Genomic DNA, 18,889 nt, shown 5'->3' on the forward strand with positions numbered 1-18,889 from the left:
GAGCACGCCGCCTCATGTTCGCTATTCACGCCCGTTACCGTGGTCGTTCCGCCCAGCGTTCTGACCTGGTGGGGCGGTCTGCCGAGGCGTTGTCCACCCTCGACGGGGTGGGTGAATTCGCCCGCCTGGGCGTGGAAGACATCCGCGCGGTCGTGGATTCCGCCGAGAGCGTCTACGAGGTCACCATGGCGCTGCTTGCCGATGGCGCCTGGGCCATCGGCATCGGCATCGCCCCGGATGAGGAAGAGGCCGCGGAGGCGGCCACGCGGTCACTCCGGAAAGCGTCCCGCGCCGGCAAGGTATATGCGCTCGTAGACGACGTGGAGGTGGATCGCGCTGAGCGCGCCGCGCGGGCGGACGATATCACCGCCATTTTTGGGCTGCTGGGCCACATCCTGCACAAGCGCACCCCGGAAGGCCGGGAGGCCACGAGCCTGGTGCGCGGCGGGTGGAACCAGAACGAGGCGGCAGAGCAGCTCGGCATCTCCAAGCAGGCGATGTCGCAGCGCCTGCAGGCGGCCGGCTGGGCCGCCGAGACCGCCGGCTGGCAGCTGGCGCTGCGCGTGCTGGACCGCGCGGCCGACCCCCAGCGCTAAAGCAGATCTGACTTGCTCAGTTCCGGGGTGGTCACAAAATCCACGAGCCGCTCGACCGCGCCGATGAGCGTCGAGTCCAGATCCCTAAAGGTATTGACCGCGTTATAGACGCGGTTCCACCCTTCTTTCCGGTCGGACCAGCCGACGCGGCGGCAGATGCCCGTCTTCCAGTCCTCGCCGTAGGGCACGTCCGGCCACTCGCGCAAGCCGAGGCGCTCGGGCTTCACCGCCGCCCAGATGTCGATGTAAGGGTGTCCGGTGACAAGCACGTGCTCGCCCACCGTCTCCGTCATGCGGGTTTCTTTCGATCCCTCCACCAGGTGATCTGCCAAGACCCCCACGCGGCGTCCAGGCCCCGGCTGGAATTCTTTGAGGCGAGCCTCCAAGTTGTCCAGGCCCTCGAGGTACTCCACGACCACGCCCTCCACGCGCAGATCATGGCCCCAGACCTTCTCCACGATGGCGGCATCATGGATGCCCTCCACCCAGATGCGCGACGGCGCCGCCACCTTGGCCTCCACATTTTCTACCCGGCGAGAACCCGAATTGGATTTGCGAGGTGCGGCTTTGGGCACGTACCGCACCAAGGTGACCGGCTCGCCCTCGAACAGGAAACCGCCTTTGACCAGGTTGAAGACCCGCTCGACCCCGTGCCGGTCCTCTAAGCGCACGACTTCGCCGAAGATGGTTTTATCCACTCCCATGACGGCGCCGACGAAGTCGTCGCCACGCACCTCCACCACCATGCCGGGCTCCGCCGGCACCTCCGGATAGGACCGCGGGCGGTTGCGCTGGTGTCCTGAGAAGATGTCTCCGGCATAGGGGTCACGGGAAGCAAAACTCATAGGGAATGAGCCTATCGCCTACACTGGCCCGCTATGGATATACGCGCCGAGGTCTGGTCACCACTGCAAAACACCGCGGTTTGGCTGGGAGCCTGGCTCTACGGGCACGCGGCGACCGACGACTTCCTGGATGCCCTGCGCGCGCTCGGCGGCGAGCAGACCGTGGCCGACGGGAGGCCTTTCGTAGATCTCCTCGCGCTCGTGCGCGAGGAGGCGACCGCCGCCGCGACCGCCACCACTGCCGCCGACGGCGACAGCCCCGGCGAACCCGTGGTGCGCCTCATCCTTTCTGGCCCCGGCGAGGCCCCCGCACTGCCGGCGGGCAGCGAATCGGCGAAACGGGCTGCCCGCAACCGCAGCGGGGCCATCGTCGTGCGCACCGCCGATCCGGACCGCCACCTCGTTCTCATCCCGGACGCAGGCCCGCGCCCAGACGCCCACCGATCCACCGGTGACAGCGGCCGTGACGCTGCGGTGGGAACCCAATGGGAGGTTATCGAGGAAACCACGCCCCTGCCCGCCCCCGCCTGGCTGTCTCCCGGCGAGGCGGACGCGCTGCTGACGGAGGCCACCAACGAGTCCGCGGACATGATTGAGGCCGCGGCCGCCCAGGCCGAGTTCGCCGCGCCGGATCTCCCCCGCCCGCGGCTAACAGTGGGCACGCTGTCGGATTTTTACGACACCCCCGGTTTGCCCGCCGCGGTTCCTGCCCGCGCGGCCAAGCTATTCGCACGCGCCGACAACGTCGCCGCGATCATTGAGGCCGTCGCCGAGCGCGCCCGCGACCACTCTTTTGATCCGCAGCTGCTCCGCCTGTGGCGGCACATTCGTGCCGCGCGCATGACGGGCGTGGCCTACAGCGTGCGGGAGTTTTCCCGCTAAGCAGCCTTTTAGCTAGCTCGCGGGTTTGATTTCGCAGCACCCGACGGCGCACGGTTCGCCGTCTTGAGTGCACCCCTGGACCGTGACCTGGCCCAGCGACGCGTACTCGCCGCGGCCAAAGGCGCCGGATTCGAGCTCTTCCAACAGGTCGACCACCATATGCGCAAACGACGCCTGGGTGCCCACCGTGTCCGCGCGAAAGACGCGGACGCCGAGCTTCGTGGCGGCATCGACAAGCTCGGTGTCGAGGTCCCAGATTACCTCCATGTGGTCGGCAATAAAGCCGATGGGACAGACCACCACGGAGGTCACTCCCTCCGTCGTGGCAATCTCCGTGGTGTAGTCCACCACGTCCGGCTCCAGCCACGGGGTGCGCGGGTTGCCGGAGCGCGACTGCCACACCACCGAGTAGTCGCTGACCCCCGCGGCCTCGGCGACGAGGCGGGACGCCTCCGCGACCTGGCGCGAGTACAAATTCTTATCGCCTGCCGCCCCGCCGGCATCGTCGTGCGCGTTCGGCACCGAGTGCGCCGAAAACAGCACCGCCGTAGCGTCTCGCTCCGCGTCCGGGACCTGCTCGACCGCGCGCTGGACGCTCTTTGCCAAATCGGAGACGAACTGGGGGTGATCGTAAAATTGCCGGATCTTGGTGAACGTGATATCCGGCAGCCCCTTTTCGGCCAAGTGTTGCCGCACGCGTTCAATGTCCTCGTCGTACTGGCGGCACGCGGAATAGCCTCCCCACGCTGAGGTGGCAAAGACCGCTACGTTGCGCACTCCGTCGCGCGCCATCCGCTCGGCGGTGTCCGTGGCAAACGGGTGCCAGTTGCGGTTGCCAAAGTAGACGGGCAACGAACGGCCGCGAGAGCCCAGCTCCTTTTCGATGTTCGCAATCATCTCGCGGTTCAGCCGGTTGAGCGGACTGACGCCATCGAAGTGGAAGTAATGCTTTCCTACCTGGGCGAGCCGCTCGCGCGGGATACCGCGGCCCCGCGTGACGTTCTCCAAAAACGGAACGACCTCCTCGTTTCCTTCCGGGCCACCGAAGGAAAGAACGAGGAGGGCGTCGAACTCCGCGGGCGTCGTAGTAGTTACAGACATGCTGTAAACACTACAACTTTTGGTTTAGATCAAGCGAACGGCATACGGAGCCATGCCGGCTTGGCGCACCGGGTTGACCGAGACGGTGGAGCCGGACTGCGGAGCCTCAAGCATCTGCCCGTCGCCCAGGTAGATGGCCACGTGCTCACCGCCATTCGGGCCGTAGAAGATGAGGTCGCCGCGCTGCATCTGGCTGGGATCCACCTTCTCACCGCGCTGGTACTGGTACCCGGTGAAGTGCGGCAGGGAGATGCCGGCGGCTGCGAAGGCGTAGATGACCAGACCGGAGCAGTCGAAACCGACCTTGTTGTAGTCGCCGTGGGAGTCGGCCACACCGCCGTCACTGATGCCCTTGGTCGGGCCGTTGGCGTTGCCGCCGCCCCAGGCGTACGGCATGCCCACCTGCGCCATCGCACGGTCGATGACGGCCTCGATCTTGTCCTCGCGGGACTTATCCGAGATCTTCTCGCCGGCCTTGTCAGTAATCGTGGTCGAGGTATCCAGATCTTCCAGGACGCCATCGAGGTCGTTGACCAGGTCCTCGTCCGCACCGGTGGCGGTGTTCGTGATGCCCTGCGCCTGCTGCTGCGAGTCCGACGTCCCGTCGGCCGTGCCGCTCTGCGCGGATTGCGCCGACTGGGCCGATTGCGCGGACTGCGCGGACTGTGCCGACTGGTTCGAGGTTGCCGACTGACCGTTGCTGGTAGCCTGCTGGCCGTTCTGCTCACCAGTCTGCTGGTTAGCACCCTGCTGGTTGGCGCCCTGCTGGCTAGCCGCACCGTCGTATTGGATCGCCGGGATGGTCGCGCCGTCTTCGTAGGCGGTTTCCTCGAAAGCGGCGTGGTCCGGCTGCGAGTCCGCCACGATGTCGGCGGCGGCCTGGAACGCGGCATCGAGAAGCTGCTTCTTCTGCTCCTCCGTGATGCCTTCCTCCTTGGCGCCCTTCTCGTCGGCCTTGTCCGCAGCATCCGTCTTCGCGTCGTCCGACTTCGCGTCGGAGGACTTGTTCTCGGACTTGTCGCTCGTGCGTGCCGATGCCGACTTATCTCCGTCCTGCGAGGACTGCGTAGCGGCGGATTGGTCGGTGGACTGGTGAGTCTCCGACTTCTTCTCGGACTCATCGCCGTGCTTGTCGTCGCTACCGGACTTCTCGCCGCTTCCGGACTTGTCTTTGTCCCGGGCGCCATCGATAGCGGTCTGTGCCGCCTCCTGCTTGTCGACGAGCTCGTCGCGCTTCTTCAGCGAGGACTCGATGTGCGACTGGCTATCGGAGAGGCGATCGCGGGCTGCCGACTCCGCTTCGGTGGCGCGGTCCACGCGCTTGTCGGCGAGTTCCTCTGCCTTGCGCAGCTGAGACTCCTTGTTCGCCTTTTCCGTGCGCACGCGCTCCAGGCTGTCAACGGTCTTTTTCTGATCCTCGGCCTGCTCGCGCAGATAGGAACGGCGCTCCAGCATGTCTTCTCGGGCGTCCTGGCCCGAGGCATTCGTCACGGCCTCGCTGGTGTTAGCGCGCCGGTACGCGGTGCGGGAGAGATCATCCAGCTTCTCCTTGGCGGCATCAAGATCCTTTTGTGCCTGGTCCAACTCGGCCTGCGCAGTCCGGGTGCCGTTTTTCGCCTGGATGGACTCCGAACGGGCGTCCTGGAGGTCCACGAGCGCCTGGTTGACGGCCTCGCGGTACTGGCCGATCTCGCCTTCGATGCGGGCGATCTCGTCTTCGACCCCGGCGAGCGCGCTGGCGACATCACCAATGGATGCCGAGCCGCCGTCCAGCTTGGACGTCAGTTCACCGATGATTGCCGAGGGATCAGGTTCTTTCGCTACGGCGGGTGTGGTCGGTGCGACGACGGACAGCGTCGTCGTGCATGCAACAGCCGCCAAGGCCGACTGCATGAGCCCGCCGCCCCGTTTGGGTCGGCGCGAGCGTTTGAACAAAGTGGTGGCCACGAAACGTCTCCTTCTGCCACCCATCAGCACGCATGCACAGTGGACTGGACTTCCCGCACACACGCACCTGCATCTGCGCATGGCACGCGTGTACTGCGCGGTCGCTCTACGAACACCGCATCACGGGAAGTCAACAATCAAGTCTGCACACTTGTCGTACGAATGGGGGCATAGTCTTTCAGAACGGTTTCTTCACGGTGCCCCAAACGAACACTTCGACCCAGCCCACTACCCGCGCGTGGCCGCCCAACTGAAGCGCATAACCGCGGCGTGCTTCCCCACATGCCCGTGTGTACGTCAGTCAAGGACTCGCTCGGAATAGACGGTTTCAAAGTCAACCCTTGAGGCGATATGAGCACCTTATGCCACTAACCCCACTCACTGCACTCAATTCTCACAATTCACAGCAGAACGCACGCCTCCCGCGCGTTAGCATGCGCACCTTACCTGCAGACACGCCCGACACGCCCCACTGCTGTGTTCTTCATCACATCACGGTTTGATAAACGTCTCTTGTGGTCGCATTACCCCCGCAAGCAAACGGCCAATCAAGGAGGAAACGTTGATCGGGGCTCATATTCAGGCCACCCACGTCAAGTCTGTAGACCAGACTGAACTTAGAACATCCGCCCGTCGGCTAGCCCACGTGCCCCGCGTTACCGACGGTTTGCTGCCCGGTATGCACCCCAGAAAGCCAGCGCGCATACCGCCAGGACCAGCGGAACGATAAGCCCCCAGGCCGGATCGCCAGCCGGGAGGGCGTCGTAGAAGGTGTGCAACATGTCGACCTGACTTTGCCCCGGCGTGGTTTGAGCCTGGGCGGCTTCGATCTCTGCCCGGCTCCAGTTATCGCTGACGGCGGAGACACTACCGGGCTGTTGAACGATTACGGTGTCCAACCCGGTCGCCTCTTGCAGCTTGGTCGCCACATCCCGCGCCCAGCCGTAGGGTTGGTCAGCAACATCTACGACGGCAATGCCGTCGCCGGGCCGCAGACTGTCATGGATTTGCTCCTGCACCGACGGGTCCCGCGCGAGGTCTGGGTTGGTAAACGCGACGGCATCGTCACGCAACTGCTCTGACAGATCGGCGAGATCCACGGCGTCGAAATAGGTCTGGTCAAACATGGGGCCGTTCTCCTCGCGCGTGGACAGTGACATACGCCCCTTTCTTCGCGGGCGCGCGCCTACGGTAGGTCAAATAGTGGAAAATTCGGTCAAGGCACGACCGGAAAAGCTGAAACAGGACGAGCGTACTGTTATAGTGACAGAAGTCGACGGTTTACCCACCTATACTCGATGGGTGAACCATCGCGTTCGTCTCGTCTCACGCGCCCCGCGTTCGCGAGCCCGTACGGCACGCACGCTCTTGCCGCGGGCCCGCGGCACACACGCGCAGGGCGGTGAGCTGTGAACAATACTCAGACAAGGAATGGAGCTCCCTGTGACTGAAAGCTTGAATTCTTTCGGCGCTAAGAAGACCTTGGAAGTAGGCGACAAGACCTACGAGTACTTCGACATCAACGAGGTTGAGGGGCTGAGCAAGCTTCCCTACTCGTTGAAGGTTCTTGCAGAAAACCTGCTGCGTCACGAGGACGGCAAGAACGTCACCGCCGATCACATTAAGGCGCTTGCTAACTGGGACCCGGAAGCTGAGCCGGACACCGAGATTCAGTTCACCCCGGCCCGCGTTCTCATGCAGGACTTCACCGGCGTTCCGTGTGTTGTCGACCTGGCAACCATGCGCGAGGCCGTGACCAACCTGGGCGGCACCCCGGATCAGGTCAACCCGCTCAACCCGGCTGAGATGGTCATCGACCACTCCGTGATCGCGGAGGCCTTCGGCTCCCCCGAGGCTCTGGATAAGAACGTCGAGATCGAGTACGAGCGCAACGAGGAGCGCTACCAGTTCCTGCGCTGGGGTGCGGAGAACTTCTCCAACTTCCGCGTCGTTCCTCCGGGAACCGGCATTGTTCACCAGGTCAACATTGAGTACCTGGCCCGCGTCATCTTCGACAACGAGGGCCTGGCGTACCCGGATACCTGTATCGGTACCGACTCCCACACCACCATGGAAAACGGCCTGGGCATCCTGGGCTGGGGCGTCGGCGGCATCGAGGCCGAGGCTGCCATGCTGGGCCAGCCGGTCTCCATGCTCATCCCGAAGGTCGTCGGCTTCAAGCTGACCGGCGAGATCCCGACCGGTGTGACCGCCACCGACGTGGTTCTCACCATCACCGACATGCTGCGCGAGCACGGCGTGGTGCAGAAGTTCGTCGAGTTCTACGGCAACGGCGTGAAGTCCGTCCCGCTGGCTAACCGCGCCACCATCGGCAACATGTCGCCGGAGTTCGGCTCCACCTCGGCCATCTTCCCGATCGACGAAGAGACCGTGAAGTACCTGGAGCTCACCGGCCGCCCCAAGGAGCAGATCGAGCGCGTCGAGGCCTACGCCAAGGCGCAGGGCATGTGGCTCGAGCAGGACGCCGAGGAAGCCAAGTACTCCGAGTACCTCGAGCTGGACCTGTCCACCGTCAAGCCGTCCATCGCCGGCCCGAAGCGCCCGCAGGACCGCATCCTCGTCGAGGACGCGAAGGCTCAGTTCCGCAAGGATCTCCACAACTACGCCGAGGGCGACGTCGTCACCGAGGAAAACACCCCGGAGGCACGCCGCATGACCGCCGAGTCCGGCGAGGTCTCTGGCGAGCACGATGACATCACCGGTGGCCTCAACGCTGCCCGTGAGGGCCACGGCGAGACCGCCGCCATCGACCCGGTCGGCCGCCAGTCCTCCCCGATCACCGTCGAGTCCCGCTCCGGCGGCGAGTTCACCCTGGACCACGGCATGGTCGGTGTGGCTGCAATTACCTCCTGCACCAACACCTCCAACCCGTCCGTCATGGTCGGCGCCGGCCTCATCGCCCGCAAGGCTGCGGCTAAGGGCCTGAAGTCCAAGCCGTGGGTCAAGACCACGATGGCGCCGGGCTCCCAGGTTGTGGACGGCTACTACAAGCGCGCCGACCTGTGGAAGGACCTGGAAGCCATGGGCTTCTACCTCGCAGGCTTCGGCTGCACCACCTGCATCGGTAACTCCGGTCCGCTGCCGGACGAGGTGTCCGACGCCATCAACGAGGCGGATCTGGCCGCAACCGCCGTGCTGTCCGGTAACCGCAACTTCGAGGGTCGCATCAACCCGGACATCAAGATGAACTACCTGGCGTCGCCGATCATGGTCATCGCCTACGCCATCGCCGGCACGATGGACTTCGACTTCGACACCCAGCCGCTGGGCCAGGACCAGGACGGCAACGATGTCTTCCTGAAGGACATCTGGCCGACCCCGGAGGAGATCGAGGAGACCATCCAGTCCGCCATCTCCCGCGAGATGTACGAGGCTGACTACGCCGACGTCTTCAAGGGCGACGAGCAGTGGCAGAACCTGAACGTCCCGGAGGGCGAGACCTTCCAGTGGGACGAGGACTCCACCTACGTCCGCAAGGCTCCGTTCTTCGAGGACATGGGGCTCGAGCCGGAGAAGATCGAAGACGTCAAGGGCGCTCGCGTCCTGGTCAAGCTGGGCGACTCGGTCACCACCGACCACATCTCCCCCGCTTCCGCCATCAAGCCGGGCACCCCGGCGGCGAACTACCTGGACGAGAACGGCGTTTCCCGCCCGAACTACAACTCCTACGGTTCCCGTCGCGGTAACCACGAGATCATGGTTCGCGGTACCTTCGGCAACATCCGCCTGCGCAACGAGCTTGTCGATGTCGCCGGTGGTTACACCCGCGACTTCACCCAGGAGGGTGCGCCGCAGGAGTTCATCTACGACGCAGCCCAGAACTACGCCAAGGAAAACACCCCGCTGGTCGTTCTGGCTGGCGCCGAGTACGGCACCGGTTCCTCCCGTGACTGGGCCGCCAAGGGCACCCACCTGCTGGGTGTCAAGGCGGTCATCGCTGAGTCCTACGAGCGCATCCACCGCTCCAACCTCATCGGCATGGGCGTGGCTCCGCTGCAGTTCAAGGACGGCGACTCCCACGAGTCCCTCGGCCTGGACGGCACCGAGACCTTCGACATCACCGGTCTCGACGGCTTCAACGACGGCCACCCGAAGGAGGTGCACGTCACCGCGACCAAGGAGGACGGCTCCACGGTCGAGTTCGACGTCAACGTCCGCATCGACACGCCGGGTGAGGCGGAGTACTACCGCAACGGCGGCATCCTGCAGTTCGTTCTGCGCGGGATGGTTAACGCCTAAGAGCTAACGGCCGGCCAGTGCCCATCGGTACTGGCTGCCTAGCCTTGAGGCACTTTTCATTGAAGGGCCGCGACTGCCCAGCCTGCGCTGTGGTGAGGTCGCGGCCCTTTTTCCGCACCGACACGCTCATAGAAGGACTCTGTTTACACCATGCCCATCGTCAGTGATGAAGAACTCCAGCGCCGCCGCCACGACATTCTGGTCGGCGCCCGCAGATGCTTCGCGGAACATGGCTACGAGGGCGCGTCGGTGCGGCTTTTGGAACAGGCGACCGGAAAGTCCCGCGGCGCCATCTTCCACCACTTCCGGGATAAGGAGTCGCTGTTTCTGGCGCTCGCCCAGGAGGACGCCGCCCGGCAGGCGGAAGTGGTCTGCCAAGAGGGTTTGGTAGAGGTCATGCGCGACATGCTCAACCACCCGGAACGCCACGACTGGCTGGCCACCCGGCTGGAGATCATCAGCCTGCTGCGCACGGACCCATCGTTTCGCGCCCGCTGGCGTGACCACCAAAGCGTTCTTAACGATGCCGTGTATTCCCGCCTGCGCTCCAACGCGGAGAAGGGTCGCCTGCGTGACGATGTCGACATCGACACCCTCGTCGCTTACCTGGAGACCTTCATGGACGGGTTCATCACCCGCCTAGCCCTGGGCGATACCGACGGGCTGCACGAGGTGCTCGACGTGGTCGAGCACAGCATCCGTCACTCGCGCTCGCTGCTGTAGAGCCCCGGCCGCCGCTGGAGCTGATTTTTACCTGTCGGCGAGTTTTACTTCCGTCACCGTCGCGTATTCGCGCACCGCTGCGGCGAAACGGTCGTCGTGACAGGTAAGAATCATCGCCGCGCCGTTTTGGAGAGCCCGCGCGATTTCGGCATGCAGTGCCTGCCGATGCCGCGGTGCCAGCCCCGCGTCCGGCTCGTCGAGTAGGACGAGCCGGAAGCCGCTGCCCCGCTGGCCGCGGGACGCACCGTCCAACTCCGCGGCGACGTTGAGGAGCTTTTGCGCGCTTTCGGATAAATCGAGAGGGTGCGCACATGCGTCAATATCTAAACGCCGGAGCATTCCAGCGAACGCGACATCCGCGCACCGCGGCTCGATGAGTTGGTCGTCTGCTGACTGCAGCGCCATGGCCACGTCCCATTCGTCGCGCAGGTAGGGTGCCCCTTCAGTATCGCCCGCATCCAGCCCGGCAAGGCAGCGCAGTACCGTGGTCTTGCCCGCCCCGTTTGGCCCGCGCAACCACGTCACGCCGCCCGTGCGCACGGGGATGGACACGGGCCCGACGCGAAATGCCGCAGTGCGGCCATCTTTTCGGCCCCGCGTGGCAATCACCGGGCCGAGCTCCGTCGTTGCGCCGACGGGGGCCACCGGCGCTGGCAACGCGGCCGAGCGGTCCGCAGCGTCCCTCCGGCCCATGGAATCGTGCTCGATGACGCGGCCGCCGAGCAGAGGGTCGGATTCGTAGCCGACCGTGATGACTGCGGTGTGGGCATCGGCAAGCGCCTGCAGGTACTCGGCCACCTGCTTGCGGGCCTGCGGGTCCAGGCCCACGGTGGGATCGCAGACCACCAGAACATCTGGCCTGCTAATTCCCACCGCACCGATGGCGAGCCGGCGGGTTTGCCCTCCTGATAGCGTCGTCGGATCTGCGCCGAGGTGTTCGCTTAGCCCGAGGAGGTGCGTGGTCTCGCGCACGCAGTGGTCGATGATCGCAGCATCCACGCCGCGGTATTCCAGGGGCAAAGCGAGCTCTTCTTCCACGGTGTCGCGCAGAAGGCTCACGTGCGCATCAGGCTGCGGCCCCACGACCGCGACGGTCCCGTACTCCCGTGCTAGGTGATCCGCGTAGTCTTCCTTCACCGTGTCCGGCCCGAGGACGATGTGCTGTATTGGAGCACCCGGGCGGGAAGCGGATGCGTGAGACGAGGATACCGCGGCAGAGTCATCGAAACCGATGGCAGCCAACGCCCGGCCGCGCTGCGCGCCGCTTCCGAGCAGTCGGCTCATCACCGGGACGGCGAAGTGTGGGACGATGGTCCGCACGTTCGCTCTCACGCCGCGGAGTTGGTTGGCGTCGCGGACGACCGCGACCTGCCGGCCGGTCTGCGGGATGACCTGGATGGCAACACCGGCGAGATAGGCCAGCCGGCGGGCTGTCGGGCTGGTGCCTGCCGGGCTGGTGCCTGCCACGCGCTCAATCGACTTAGCCAACTCGGCCGGGCGAATGCATGCTGATGCCGCGAGCACGCACGACGCTAGCGCCCAGCAGCGGGCGGAGAGCCCGGCGGCCGTCATTAGGCCATCGGAGGTCACGCCCCAGCCGATGGGATGATCACCGTGTGGTGCGTGGATGATAGCGACGGACAAGGCCACCGGCAGTGAAACGGCTACCGACGCCGCTGCCAGATGCAGCCGGCGCGACGCCGCGACACACACCACCAACGCCACCGCCACTACTAAAAGCGATACCCACGTCGAGTTGGCGGTAAAGACCACACCCCACGCGATGGCGGCCAGCGCCAGCACCGCAAGCGGGCGCAGTGAGCCGCGGCGAGAAACCGTCAGGGCAGGCGCTCCCCCGTCTTCTGCGGGCACCGGCTCCGTAAACCGCTGCAACCGGTCGGTCGCCGGATTGGCACCCGGCCGGTAAGACGCCGCGCTAGCATCGCGCGACAACGCCCGTGTGGGCAGCGCCTTGAGTGTTGCCCACACGATGAACAGCACCGCAATCTTGTCCGCTGGATCCGATACAGCGGACTGCAACGTCACCGAGCTGATAAGCGATCCGGTCACCTCTTGGAACACGGACACGAGCGCGCCGGTCCCTACCCCGGACGTGCCGCCGTAGACGAACGCGGCAACAGGCGCGGCCAGCATCCCAGAGACGATCCCGATGACCGCGCCCGCGCTCACCATGCGCCACGGGGACTTGAAGGCACCGCGCTCCACCGCCAGACCGGCCATCGCGCCGGTTGCCGCCGACACCGCGGCGAAAGGCAGCGCCGTCGGGTTGACCAGGCCCCACGCCACGGACGAGACCGCGCCGGTGGTCAGGCCCGCCGCAGGGCCGGTGAGGGCAGCGATGAGAACCGTGCCTACCGAATCCAGGTAGAGCGGGATGCCTATCGACCCGACCACTTGGCCCACCGCAGCATTGGCCACGACCGCCAGCGGGATAAGCGCGATCACGCGGGCGGGCAGCCGCGGCAAAACCCCCGCGACCAGCGCTAGGGTGCCCGCTAGATAGCCGGCGAGGGTGATAAGGCCGGCCCGTGAATCGGCGAGCGCGGCGGCGGTGCTGCCATCGCCCTCCCCAAACGACGGGCGGGCAATAACCACGAAGACCCACGTCGCGGCGATGCAGAATACGCCGAAGAGGGTAATTAACCGGCCGCGGGAAAACAGAAGTGACATGGGAAATTCCGAAGAGGTTGTTGCGTCTCCCCGCGCCTATGTCACCTCAGCGCGGACGCTCAGCAAAGTAGCTGGGCTGAAAATTCTTTCCCGCTAGCGTAACCAACCGGATGCGGGATGGCTAACCAACCCTGCGCCGCGGAAGAATTCGGCGAATGCGCCGTCGATATCAGCCGCGGTCACCAGCCGCGAATTGGCCGGGCGCGCCCAGTGTCCGCGCAGGTCCGCCACGCTGGTCCCACGCAGCAACTCGCTGTCCGCCTCGACCGCGATGGTGGTATCGACGGCTTCACAATCGGCGCGCCCCAGGGCAATCAGGCAGGTCAGCAGATCGTGCACCTGGGCCTGGTAGCCCTCCCCTTGGGCCTCGTGAAACTCGAAGTAAAACCGCACGATGTCGGGCAGGACCTCGCCCATCGGGGTCTTTCCCAGCGCAGCCACCAGCGCGTCCAGACGCCTCGGCGTCAGCAGCATCTGCTCGGTGACCTCGAGCGAGCACAGGGTAGTCAGCTCCCTAGTCGGGCGCGCGAAGAAGTCCCGCGCCGCGTAGGGGTCAACCCAGAAGTTCCACTCGGCCGTCGGCGTCGTGTTGCCGCGGTAATTGACCGCCCCGCCCATGACGGTGACGGAGGAGAAACGATCCATCTCGTCTGGGTGCTGCGCGGCGAAGGCCGCGGCGTTGGTCAGCGGCCCGGTGACGATGAGGTGGACGTCCCTGCCTGCGCTATCGCCGCTCGCGCTCCCGCCACGCGCGAGGGCATCCAGCCAGCAGCGCTGCCACTTTTCCGGAGCACTGAGCTCTCGGTCGGCGGCGCGGGCACACCGCTGAGGAGCCTGCGCATACCCCAATCCGTGGGCGCCGTGAGTCTCCGGGGTGGTGACCAACTCGCACCGCGCTGGGGCGGGCTGGCCGGCGGTGACGGCGGCATCGGCAAGCACGTGCTCGCCGCACAGCTCCAAGATCCACCGGGCGTTGGCGGCCGAGACATGCGCGTGGGTGTTGCCGGACGATGTCGTGACGGCCGCCAGCTCAATCTCGCCGGCGCGGTGCAGGCCTACCAAATAAATGAGCGCCAGGGTGTCATCGATGCCTGGATCGCAGTCGATGACCACCACTGGCGGCTCAGCATGCGGGGTGTGTCCCATTGTTAGATGTCGGCGACCTTGCCGTCACCGTCGATGAAGCTCAGCGGGGATGCCGGCCAGGTCTCACGGCCCGCCATTTCGGTGACAACGTCCGCCACCAGCTCGCGCGAGGTGTGCTGGCCTTCCTTGGCCACCTCGTCGGCGACGAGCTCCACGCCGCCGGCCGGCTCCTCGGTCAGCACGGCCGGGCCCAGGATGAGGTAGTCGAGCTCCGTCGCGTTGAGACGGTTGTCCACTTCCTTCTTCGCCTCAACGTACGGGTAGAAGTCCGGATCCTTTTCCTCCGGCATCTCGTTCTTGGTCGCGCCGGCGTACGAAATCATGAGGTAGCGCGGCGCGTCCTTGCCCTCAGAGGCGAGCTTTTCCACCGCGTCGATGGACTTCAGGGCGGCATCACGGTCGACGGCCCAGGTGAGCTCGCGACCGCCCCGGCCACCGTTGCCCGCGCCCCACACGACGACGTCGAAGTCTGCGAGGATGTCGGCCCATTCGTCGACGGAGAGCTCGGTGACATCGCGAAGCAGGGCCTTCGCACCCAGCTTTTCGATGTCCGCCACCTGCTCTTCCTTGCGGATAAGGGAGGTAACCTCGTGGCCCGCGTCCACGAGCTTCGGGGCGGCCAGCAGGCCGACCTTGCCGTGGCCGCCTATGTAGAGAACCTTCTGAGTATTCGTCGTATCAGTCATGAGCGCCACCGTACGCTTCCGAACCGGCCTACATCAGCCCCGCGGGGCGCTACCATGAATCGCATGCATGCAATTTTGACCGTCTCCGGTGTGGACCACACCGGCATCATCGCCGCCGTGGCCACCGCCCTTGCTGAAGAAAATGTCAACATCCTCGATGTCTCCCAAACGCTGACGTCCGGTTACTTCACCATGATCCTCCGCGTGAAGTACTCCGAAGACGACATCACCATCGCCGGCATCCGCGCGAAGATGAACCAGGTTGCCGAATCGACCCAGCAGGTCATCAACGTGCAGTCCGAGGATCTCTTCACTGCCATGAACGAGGTGTAGGCCGGATTATGACTACCCCGCTCAACGCGCACCGCATTCTCGATGTCATCGACATGATCCAGCGCTACCGCCTGGATATTCGCACCGTGACGATGGGCATTTCCCTTTTGAGCTGCGCGCGCTCCACGATGAAAGAGACCGCCGACGCGATCTACGACAAGGTGACCACGCAGGCCGAAAACCTGGTGGATACCGTCTCCCACATTGAGGCCGAACTGGGCATCCCGATCGTGAACAAGCGAGTCTCGGTCACTCCGGTTTCGCTCATCACGGCCCAGGCCGAGGGCAACCCGGCGGAGGTCGCGCACGCGCTCGACCGCGCCGCCCGCGAGACCGGCGTCGACTTCGTCGGCGGTTACTCCGCCTTGGTGGAAAAGGGCATGACGGCTGCCGATGAACGCCTCATCCACTCCATTCCGGAAGCACTTTCTGCCACGAACTTGGTGTGCTCATCGGTGAACGTCGCCTCCTCGCGCGCCGGCATCAACATGGATGCCACGCGCAAGATGGGTGAGGCGGTGAAAAAGGCGGCGGAACTGACCGCCGAAGAGTCGGCGATCGCCTGCGCCAAGCTCGTCGTGTTTGCCAATTCCGTGGGCGACAACCCATTTATGGCTGGCGCGTTCCACGGCGTCGAGGAACCCGACTGCGTCGTCTCCGTCGGTGTCTCCGGGCCCGGTGTGGTCGACCGCGCTATCGGCTCGCTCGAAGGTGCCACGCTCAACGAGGTGGCCGAGGAGGTCAAGAAGGCGGCCTTTAAGATCACCCGCGCCGGGCAGCTGGTGGGCACCATGGCGGCCGAGCGCCTCGGTGTGCCGTTCGGCATCGTCGATCTCTCGCTCGCTCCCACGGCGGAGCTCGGCGATTCCGTCGCCCATATCCTGGAGCACATGGGGCTCGAACAGGTGGGCACGCACGGCACCACCGCCGCGCTGGCGCTTCTCAATGACTCGGTGAAAAAGGGCGGCATGATGGCCTGCTCCCGCGTGGGCGGGCTGTCTGGGTCTTTCATCCCCGTCTCCGAGGACCGCGGCATGATCGACGCGGTGCGCAGCGGCGCCATTTCGATGGACAAGCTAGAGGCGATGACCGCCATCTGCTCTGTCGGCTTCGACATGATCGCCTTGCCCGGGTCCACCCCGGCGGAGACGATTGCCGGCATGATCGCCGACGAGGCTGCCATCGGGATGATGAACCATAAGACGACCGCCATGCGCGTCATCCCGGTTCCGGGCAAGGACGTCGGCGACGAGGTCAACTTCGGCGGGCTGTTGGGCTACGCGCCCATCATTCCCGTCAACACGGTGGGTAACCGCGAATTCATCCACCGCGGCGGGTTCATCCCCGCCCCGGTGCACGGGTTCCGCAACTAGGCCCGAGGCAAAGTCTCGGGCCTAGCCGTTAGGCAACTACTTTTTGCCGCTGGGAAGCACGTCCTTCCACGGCTTCTCATCCCACTTCAGGCCACCGGCCAGGAAGGCAATCGGGCCGAGCGGGCCAGCGCCGGCGATGACGATTCCCCACAGCCACTGCGGGCCGCGGATCTTCTCCTTCGGGATGTGGTAGAGGAAGTGACCGGCGACGGCCTTCAGAAGAGCGTCGAGGGCTGCGAACTTGCCGCCGTTGCCCTTGTTGTCGTCGTTGTCGTTGTCGTTCTTTCCGCCAAACAGCGTAGTCAAAGAATCAAATAGAGCCATGCGGGCCATTGTAGGGCGGCGCGGGCATGCCGCGCCACGAACTTTGCAGGGATTACTGCCGCCTAGGCTCCGCTACGGGTAGCTGCGTGCCACCGCTGCTACCCGCTAGGCCAGTTCGACGATCTCCATGTACTCGTCGCTCCACAAGTCTTCGTCGCCGTCGGGCATGATGATGACGCGCTCCGGTTCGAGTGCCTTCACCGCGCCCGGATCGTGGGTCACCAGTACCACTGCCCCGGTATACGTGCGCAGGGCATCGAGAACCTGCTCGCGCGAGACGGGGTCGAGGTTGTTGGTCGGCTCATCGAGAAGCAGCACGTTCGCCCGCGACGACACCAATGTTGCCAGCGACAGACGGGTCTTCTCACCGCCGGAGAGCGTGCCGGCGGGCTGCTGCAGCTTGTCGCCGGAGAACATGAAGGCGCCCAAAAGGCCACGCAAGTCCTGCTGGTCGGCCTCCGGGCAGGCATCGATGGTGTTCTGCCACACAGACTTGTCCGGGTCGATGGTGTCGTGCTCCTGCGCGAAGTAACCGATGCGCAAACCGTGGCCGGTGACGATGCCACCCTCGCCATCGGAGCGTTCCTCGCCGGCGAGCAGCTTAAGCAACGTAGTTTTGCCGGCGCCGTTGTAGCCCAGCACCACGACACGCGAGCCCTTGTCGATTGCCAAATCCACGCCCGCGAAGACCTCAAGTGAGCCGTACATCTTGGTCAGCCCCTTGGCGTTCAGCGGGGTCTTGCCGCAGTGCGCGGGCTCCGGGAACTTGATGCTGGCCACCTTGTCGGAGACGCGAACCTCGTCCAGGTTTTCCAGCATCTTGTCCGCGCGGGCCAACATTTGTTTCGCGGCTGCGGCTTTCGAGGCCTTGGCGCCGAATTTGGCGGCCTGCTTCTGCAGCGCGGACGCCTTCTTCTCGGCGTTGGCGCGCTCGCGGCGGCGGCGCGCCTCGTCGGCGGCACGCGCGTCGAGATACTTCTTGTACCCCATGTTGTACACGTCGGCCTCGGCGCGCGTGGCATCCAAGAACCAGACCTTGTTGCAGACGGCCTCCAGCAGCTCCACGTCGTGGGAGATCATGAGCAGGCCGCCTTCGTGCTTGGACAGGAAGTGGCGCAGCCACGTAATCGAGTCGGCATCGAGGTGGTTGGTGGGCTCATCGAGAAGCAACGTCGTGTCCGACTTGCCCGAGCCGGCGGTGGCTGCGAACAGGATCTGCGCCAGCTCCACACGGCGGCGCTGACCACCGGACAGCGTGTTGAGTTTCTGATCCAGCACGCGCTGCGGCAGGCCCAAGTTATCGCAGATCTGGGCGCACTCGGAATCCGCCTCGTAGCCGCCAAGCGCGTGGTAGCGCTCCTCCATGCGGGAGAACTTTTCGATGGCCTTGGCCTGCTTATCCGGATCCGTCTCGGTTTCCATCCGGTGCTGCTGCTTGTCCATCGAGCGGCGGATCTCATCCAGCCCGCGGGCTGACAACACGCGGTTACGCGCGGTTTGCTCCAAGTTTCCCTCGCGGGAATCCTGCGGCAGGTAACCAATGGGCCCCGAAACGGTCACCGAACCGCCGTGGGGTTCGGTCTCCCCCGACAGGATGCGCATCGTGGTCGTCTTACCGGCGCCATTGCGTCCGATCAGCCCGATGCGGTCGCCGTGCTGCACGCGCAAGTGGTGTCCCGGCGCCTCCAGCAGAGTGCGGGCGCCGACGCGAACCTCGAGGTCATTGGTAACAATCACGGAAAGATACTAACAATTGACCGCGCACAGAAAAGAAAAGACCCGCAACGGCGGGGTCGCGCCACTGCGGGTCTTTAAACCTGTCCGAGTTGGAGAGCTAGCTTTGGCGGGCTTTCTTGACGATGAACCACACGGCCGCAATCACTGCCGCCACGACCGCGACCTTCAGCAGTAACATCCCGGCGACCGCAGCTAACACGCCTATTTCTGGAAGGCCTATGCTCATCGTCTCAACTCCTTTGCCT

The 18,889-nt window shown here is 65.0% G+C and carries 16 protein-coding genes; 6 read left to right on the forward strand and 10 right to left on the reverse strand.

Annotated elements, in window-relative coordinates:
* Window positions 1-14 precede the first annotated feature (14 nt).
* Entirely contained in the window at window positions 15-596 is a 582-nt protein-coding gene (locus CMASS_RS05455) for a hypothetical protein (RefSeq protein WP_022862002.1), read from the forward strand.
* Here the strand turns inward: CMASS_RS05455 and CMASS_RS05460 are convergent.
* Entirely contained in the window at window positions 593-1,441 is an 849-nt protein-coding gene (locus CMASS_RS05460) for a DUF3097 domain-containing protein (protein ID WP_022862003.1), read from the reverse strand. The genes CMASS_RS05455 and CMASS_RS05460 overlap by 4 nt on opposite strands.
* 33 nt (window positions 1,442-1,474) lie before the next feature.
* Between CMASS_RS05460 and CMASS_RS05465 the strand changes: the two genes are divergently transcribed.
* Window positions 1,475-2,323, forward strand: a complete 849-nt coding sequence (locus CMASS_RS05465) for a hypothetical protein (RefSeq protein ID WP_022862004.1) — start codon at window positions 1,475-1,477, stop codon at window positions 2,321-2,323.
* Between the two features lie 12 nt (window positions 2,324-2,335).
* Here the strand turns inward: CMASS_RS05465 and CMASS_RS05470 are convergent, their stop codons facing one another.
* The 3 genes from CMASS_RS05470 to CMASS_RS05480 all read right to left on the reverse strand — a co-directional run bounded on the left by CMASS_RS05470 (window position 2,336) and on the right by CMASS_RS05480 (window position 6,498).
* Window positions 2,336-3,424 (reverse strand): ferrochelatase, encoded by a 1,089-nt coding sequence (locus CMASS_RS05470; RefSeq protein WP_022862005.1) that lies wholly within the window; start codon window positions 3,422-3,424, stop codon window positions 2,336-2,338.
* A 24-nt stretch (window positions 3,425-3,448) separates the two neighbouring features.
* Window positions 3,449-5,371: a DIP1281 family NlpC/P60 protein gene (locus CMASS_RS05475; RefSeq protein WP_022862006.1), complete on the reverse strand. Its 1,923-nt coding sequence runs from the start codon at window positions 5,369-5,371 to the stop codon at window positions 3,449-3,451.
* Window positions 5,372-6,027: 656 nt separating this feature from the next.
* Window positions 6,028-6,498 (reverse strand): Rv1476 family membrane protein, encoded by a 471-nt coding sequence (locus CMASS_RS05480; RefSeq protein ID WP_033399388.1) that lies wholly within the window; start codon window positions 6,496-6,498, stop codon window positions 6,028-6,030.
* A gap of 316 nt (window positions 6,499-6,814) precedes the next feature.
* On the opposite strand from CMASS_RS05480, the gene CMASS_RS05485 reads away from it, so the two are divergent.
* Window positions 6,815-9,631, forward strand: a complete 2,817-nt coding sequence (locus CMASS_RS05485; RefSeq protein ID WP_022862008.1) for an aconitate hydratase — start codon at window positions 6,815-6,817, stop codon at window positions 9,629-9,631.
* 150 nt (window positions 9,632-9,781) lie between these two features.
* Window positions 9,782-10,354 carry a TetR/AcrR family transcriptional regulator gene (locus tag CMASS_RS05490; protein WP_022862009.1) on the forward strand — a complete coding sequence of 191 codons (573 nt, stop codon included), beginning with the start codon at window positions 9,782-9,784 and terminating at the stop codon, window positions 10,352-10,354.
* 27 nt (window positions 10,355-10,381) lie between these two features.
* Here CMASS_RS05490 and CMASS_RS05495 read toward each other — a convergent pair whose 3' ends face one another.
* The 3 genes from CMASS_RS05495 to CMASS_RS05510 all read right to left on the reverse strand — a co-directional run bounded on the left by CMASS_RS05495 (window position 10,382) and on the right by CMASS_RS05510 (window position 14,877).
* On the reverse strand, window positions 10,382-13,045 hold the full coding sequence (locus CMASS_RS05495) for a CbiQ family ECF transporter T component (RefSeq protein WP_084684298.1): 2,664 nt from the start codon (window positions 13,043-13,045) through the stop codon (window positions 10,382-10,384).
* A 93-nt stretch (window positions 13,046-13,138) separates the two neighbouring features.
* Window positions 13,139-14,191, reverse strand: a complete 1,053-nt coding sequence (locus tag CMASS_RS05505) for a nucleoside hydrolase (RefSeq protein WP_022862010.1) — start codon at window positions 14,189-14,191, stop codon at window positions 13,139-13,141.
* A 2-nt stretch (window positions 14,192-14,193) separates the two neighbouring features.
* The gene (locus CMASS_RS05510; protein WP_027018453.1) at window positions 14,194-14,877 is read right to left on the reverse strand and encodes an SDR family oxidoreductase; all 684 of its coding nucleotides are present in this window, start codon (window positions 14,875-14,877) and stop codon (window positions 14,194-14,196) included.
* Window positions 14,878-14,940: 63 nt separating this feature from the next.
* Here CMASS_RS05510 and CMASS_RS05515 point away from each other — a divergent pair, with 63 nt between their 5' ends.
* Both CMASS_RS05515 and CMASS_RS05520 read left to right on the forward strand, forming a co-directional pair.
* Window positions 14,941-15,210, forward strand: coding sequence for an ACT domain-containing protein (locus CMASS_RS05515; protein ID WP_022862012.1), 270 nt, complete (start codon window positions 14,941-14,943; stop codon window positions 15,208-15,210).
* 8 nt (window positions 15,211-15,218) lie between these two features.
* A complete protein-coding gene (locus CMASS_RS05520; RefSeq protein ID WP_022862013.1) occupies window positions 15,219-16,583 on the forward strand; it encodes a PFL family protein in 1,365 nt (454 codons plus the stop codon).
* A gap of 36 nt (window positions 16,584-16,619) precedes the next feature.
* On the opposite strand, the gene CMASS_RS05525 is transcribed toward CMASS_RS05520, so the two are convergent.
* The 3 genes from CMASS_RS05525 to CMASS_RS05535 all read right to left on the reverse strand — a co-directional run bounded on the left by CMASS_RS05525 (window position 16,620) and on the right by CMASS_RS05535 (window position 18,870).
* On the reverse strand, window positions 16,620-16,907 hold the full coding sequence (locus tag CMASS_RS05525; RefSeq protein ID WP_156831744.1) for a hypothetical protein: 288 nt from the start codon (window positions 16,905-16,907) through the stop codon (window positions 16,620-16,622).
* A 105-nt stretch (window positions 16,908-17,012) separates the two neighbouring features.
* Complete coding sequence (locus CMASS_RS05530; protein ID WP_022862015.1) at window positions 17,013-18,644, reverse strand: ABC-F family ATP-binding cassette domain-containing protein; 1,632 nt, start codon at window positions 18,642-18,644, stop codon at window positions 17,013-17,015.
* Window positions 18,645-18,741: 97 nt separating this feature from the next.
* Window positions 18,742-18,870 carry a hypothetical protein gene (locus CMASS_RS05535; RefSeq protein WP_022862016.1) on the reverse strand — a complete coding sequence of 43 codons (129 nt, stop codon included), beginning with the start codon at window positions 18,868-18,870 and terminating at the stop codon, window positions 18,742-18,744.
* Between the last annotated feature and the right edge of the window lie 19 nt (window positions 18,871-18,889).

This window comes from Corynebacterium massiliense DSM 45435 (assembly GCF_028609805.1).
GTDB classification, from domain to species: Bacteria; Actinomycetota; Actinomycetes; order Mycobacteriales; family Mycobacteriaceae; genus Corynebacterium; species Corynebacterium massiliense.

Excerpts from the sequence above, each read along its gene's own strand:
- CMASS_RS05520 (WP_022862013.1), top strand. The coding sequence starts at position 15,219 with ATGACTACCCCGCTCAACGCGCACCGCATTCTCGATGTCATCGACATG.
- CMASS_RS05535 (WP_022862016.1), bottom strand. The coding sequence starts at position 18,870 with ATGAGCATAGGCCTTCCAGAAATAGGCGTGTTAGCTGCGGTCGCCGGG.
- CMASS_RS05470 (WP_022862005.1), bottom strand. The coding sequence starts at position 3,424 with ATGTCTGTAACTACTACGACGCCCGCGGAGTTCGACGCCCTCCTCGTT.
- CMASS_RS05525 (WP_156831744.1), bottom strand. The coding sequence starts at position 16,907 with ATGGCTCTATTTGATTCTTTGACTACGCTGTTTGGCGGAAAGAACGAC.
- CMASS_RS05490 (WP_022862009.1), top strand. The coding sequence starts at position 9,782 with ATGCCCATCGTCAGTGATGAAGAACTCCAGCGCCGCCGCCACGACATT.
- CMASS_RS05505 (WP_022862010.1), bottom strand. The coding sequence starts at position 14,191 with ATGGGACACACCCCGCATGCTGAGCCGCCAGTGGTGGTCATCGACTGC.
- CMASS_RS05510 (WP_027018453.1), bottom strand. The coding sequence starts at position 14,877 with ATGACTGATACGACGAATACTCAGAAGGTTCTCTACATAGGCGGCCAC.
- CMASS_RS05455 (WP_022862002.1), top strand. The coding sequence starts at position 15 with ATGTTCGCTATTCACGCCCGTTACCGTGGTCGTTCCGCCCAGCGTTCT.
- CMASS_RS05495 (WP_084684298.1), bottom strand. The coding sequence starts at position 13,045 with ATGTCACTTCTGTTTTCCCGCGGCCGGTTAATTACCCTCTTCGGCGTA.
- CMASS_RS05460 (WP_022862003.1), bottom strand. The coding sequence starts at position 1,441 with ATGAGTTTTGCTTCCCGTGACCCCTATGCCGGAGACATCTTCTCAGGA.
- CMASS_RS05515 (WP_022862012.1), top strand. The coding sequence starts at position 14,941 with ATGCATGCAATTTTGACCGTCTCCGGTGTGGACCACACCGGCATCATC.
- CMASS_RS05480 (WP_033399388.1), bottom strand. The coding sequence starts at position 6,498 with ATGTTTGACCAGACCTATTTCGACGCCGTGGATCTCGCCGATCTGTCA.
- CMASS_RS05465 (WP_022862004.1), top strand. The coding sequence starts at position 1,475 with ATGGATATACGCGCCGAGGTCTGGTCACCACTGCAAAACACCGCGGTT.